6 protein-coding genes are annotated in these 3,529 nt (G+C 44.0%); all 6 read right to left on the reverse strand.

Annotated elements, in window-relative coordinates:
- Positions 1–982: hypothetical protein (locus tag ACQY63_RS12220; RefSeq protein WP_428245310.1), on the reverse strand; the 982-nt coding region annotated here is incomplete at its 3' end.
- A 21-nt stretch (positions 983–1,003) separates the two neighbouring features.
- Entirely contained in the window at positions 1,004–1,354 is a 351-nt protein-coding gene (locus tag ACQY63_RS12225; protein WP_215684184.1) for a hypothetical protein, read from the reverse strand.
- Entirely contained in the window at positions 1,354–1,527 is a 174-nt protein-coding gene (locus tag ACQY63_RS12230) for a hypothetical protein (protein WP_173794394.1), read from the reverse strand. Before ACQY63_RS12230 ends, ACQY63_RS12225 begins: the two co-directional genes overlap by 1 nt.
- Entirely contained in the window at positions 1,527–2,021 is a 495-nt protein-coding gene (locus ACQY63_RS12235) for a hypothetical protein (protein ID WP_178591218.1), read from the reverse strand. Before ACQY63_RS12235 ends, ACQY63_RS12230 begins: the two co-directional genes overlap by 1 nt.
- Positions 2,022–2,026: 5 nt before the next feature.
- Entirely contained in the window at positions 2,027–2,332 is a 306-nt protein-coding gene (locus ACQY63_RS12240) for a hypothetical protein (protein ID WP_005359633.1), read from the reverse strand.
- Positions 2,333–2,359: 27 nt separating this feature from the next.
- Positions 2,360–3,529 (reverse strand): phage tail protein I (locus tag ACQY63_RS12245; protein ID WP_428245311.1); only part of this gene is annotated, 1,170 nt, incomplete at its 5' end.

The raw sequence follows: 3,529 nt of genomic DNA on the forward strand, positions 1-3,529 counted from the left end.
TGAGAGCGGACGGACCCGAATTGGAAGTATTGTTGAACGCCGACCCACGGAAAGGCAACCTTTCGCCGTTGTTTCTCGCCCAAAATTTGTCGTTGCCATATCCTGTTACACCACTGTCCGGGAATAATCCAAGTGCAACGAGTAACTTAGGGATTGCTACCCCGGAAACCGCCTTTACATTCTTAAATACCTCTGATGTATCATTGCTGTCTGTTGTCTGTGTGGTAACGCTTGTATTGATACGCAATGTTGCATCACTCGCACTTGTACGGTCGATTTTTAATGTTCCTGCCGTTCCCGGTTCTACTAAAGTTCCGTCCGGTTTAATCGCTTTCCAAAGAGTGCTTGATGCCGACATATCGCAATCAAGTTTCATAGAGTTACCGTAAGGAATAATCTGAATTTCTCCATTCATAAGGCGTAATCCGCCGGTCCACTCCCAAAGGTTTCCGTTAATGTCTGCAATTCCCGACATATCGTGATTGTGATACCATGTAGGCTGTCCGCTTCCCGTAAGTGTTCTCTGTGTTTCTCCCTGTGGCATTGTTCCCCTCTCGTAAGGGTGGTAATAATCCTTGCCGTAGTTTGTGTTTCCGTGTGGTACGGTACTCATTTTCTGTGATAACAGGTTAAGGTACGCAAATACTCCTGTCTGATTTAAGTGCCAACCTGCACCTTTCTTTTTGCAAGCTGCTACAGACTGGTCAAAGTTGATATAGTTTCTAGGCAGGTATCCGCCTAAAGAATATGCACGGTCATTTTCTACGATATTGAGGAACTTAGACACATAAATTACGCTCTTTTCCTCTCCGTCCATAATCCAAAACGGTAATGTTTCATCTGTTCCGCCTGTGATTACATCACTATACTTTGCCTTTGGTACTGCTACCATAATGCTAGGCATCCCGGTATCATCAAAAATTACCTTGTTGTTTGCACCAAACTGTGCTACTGCACCCTGTAAATCGTCAAAGTTTGCCATTGTATTTTATCCTCCTTAAAATTAAATTAACGCCCATAATACAAGCGTACATTTCTTCATATCGAACGGTACAGGTTCACGCTTTGTAATAGCTTTTCCGTCCTCGTCCTTTTCTCCTGTATCCACAATCTCATATTCCCTTGCCGGGATAATGACCTGTGCCACATACTCCCTTGCTTCGGTATTCACGCCAACAGTTAAGCCGTCCTGTGTATCCTTGCAAATATCAAGTGTTACCTCTTCGTCACGCTCTCGGTTCTTGATGTTTACCATTAAATCATCATCTCCGAAAATAATTTTTGTCGTGGATACGTCATAGGCGATTTTCTCGCCCTCGTTTTTCTCAACTACAATAATCTTTGCTGCTGCCATTATCTGTTACCTCCCATTCTTCTTAATTCTGCGTAGGCTTCCTGTGAACGCACCGCAATGTGTTCTGCTGCTTCTCTCTGTGATGCTGTGGCATTACCTCTTACTCCGTAAGCCTGTAATACTGCTGCCGTATTTGCCTTTCTTTCGTCACTTTTGATAATTACATTTGCCATTATGCGTAACCTCCCTGTACTGTGCATTTTACCGTTACTTCCTTGGCGGCCCCGGTATATTCAATCTTGAATCCGTTTAACTGCTTATCCGTAATATGGATTTCTCCTACACCTCCTGCGTCCTTTGCTTCCGCTTCAACATTTACGGTATAGTCCAAATTGCCCCTTGGCGTAGCAAGTGCAAGGGTCTTTTTGGAATTGTTAAAAGGGTATGATTTTGTATTGGTAAGGGTTGCTTCTACAATCTCTCCCTGCAATCCCTTAATCCTGCCTTCTGCTGCACCAAGTTTAAGCATTGCAAGATTGGCAATTAACCCGGCGGATAATACCCTCTCTTCCAAGTCGTTAAAGTTCTGTGCGTTCTGCGGTGTTCCCTCCTGCACTACTTCGCCCTCTACGGCTTCGTGTGTAATAGTTCCGTCTGCGTTCTGCACTTCCCTGTAGCGGTTGGAATACTGCGTTACATGGTCTTTCCAAATCTTAAATAATCCCATTTGCTCTATTCCTCCTTAAAATTAAAACTGAATCGGTACAACACGCCCTGTTGCGTACCTTTTAACTTGATTGCTTCGCTTTTTTCCGCCCACAACTTACTAGCCGTATCGTACAACTGAATTTTCGTAATTGTTGTGGTCCCCGATACTTCCGGGGTAATGGAAATACTCAACGCTACCCTGCCGTCTTTTAGGCGTTCTCTTGTTAAGATTTTTGCCTTGTGCATAGTACCGCCATACTCGACCATAGCGTAAGCAATATTGGTTTCTACAAACTGCTTGAAACTCTCTAAGGCTCTTTCTGTCAGCATTTCTTTACTCTCCTTTACTTTTATTTGCTATAACCGATTCTTACCGCAACGCTTTACCTCGTATTGGTAGCTTTCGGTTTCTGCCGTGGTTGCCATTCCCTTATCAGATATTCCGGGTTTTGTGTTTGTATAAGGTTCTGTACCTGTTTTTTTCTGTCCTGTCATATCTGTTTCATAAGGGTATTGTTCTGTTTCGGTGTCTGCCACCGTCTGTATATCTCTGTTCTTTACAGTTACCGCCCTGTCGGGTACTGTTCCTGTAAAGATGCTTTCAAATGGATAGGCTTGTGCTTCTGTTTCTCCAACTGCTGCCACATCCGCCGTTTGATACTGCATATTTCTATCCGGCTTCGTTCCTGTAAGGTCTGAATCAAACTTATACGCCTGTCCTGTAGCCTGTGCGGTTATCCCCTCCTGTGCTACACCTCCTGCCGTGTTTCTCTGCGGTATCGTTCCGGCTTTCGCCTGTCCTGTCTGATTGCTCGTATATTGGTATCCTGTTGTGTCCGATTCGGTCACAATCTCGGTATCCTTTGTTGCAAATGTAATATTTCTGTCCGGCTTTGTTCCTGTTGGCGTAAATTCTGCCGTATATCCCGCTGCCTGTGTCATTACATCTATAACCGCATTTTCGACCGCACCAACCGTATTTCTATGTGGTTCTGTGCCTGTCTTTAATTGCCCTGTCATAGGCACGGAATATAGCCAAAATTCCGTTTTAGGCATTACTACCACAGTAATAGACCCTTGATAATAAAGACCGTCTAAATGAGCCGTTAAACGCTTGTATATGTCAACCGTCTTTATAATCTCGTCATAGTCTGCTGCAACCCTTGATTCTGTCGTATCAAGTACAATACGGAATCTGTACGGTTTTCCTCCGTAGTCAAACCATTCTTCTATCTCACTCTTTGGGTGTATTCCACCTAAAGCCATTTCAACAGCTGCCTTTGTGCCTAATTTTTGATGCACTCTTACGCTATCCCGGATAATCGCCCTTTTCGCTTCTATCGGGTAATCGTAATCGTACCAATCTACATGGAGGTCATACGCCAATACGTCAAGCCACGTTTCCGATAACTCGTTTATATTTGCGTATATGATATTCTTTTTTGTCTGCTCTACTGTTTGATGTAGTTCGTCCGCTATAAGCCGGCCCAACGCAACCATTTTTTCATCTTTTTTCAAGGCGGGCGG

The sequence above is a fragment of the Eubacterium sp. Marseille-QA0814 genome, assembly GCF_965119675.1.
In the GTDB taxonomy this organism is placed as follows: domain Bacteria; phylum Bacillota; class Clostridia; order Lachnospirales; family Lachnospiraceae; genus Eubacterium_G.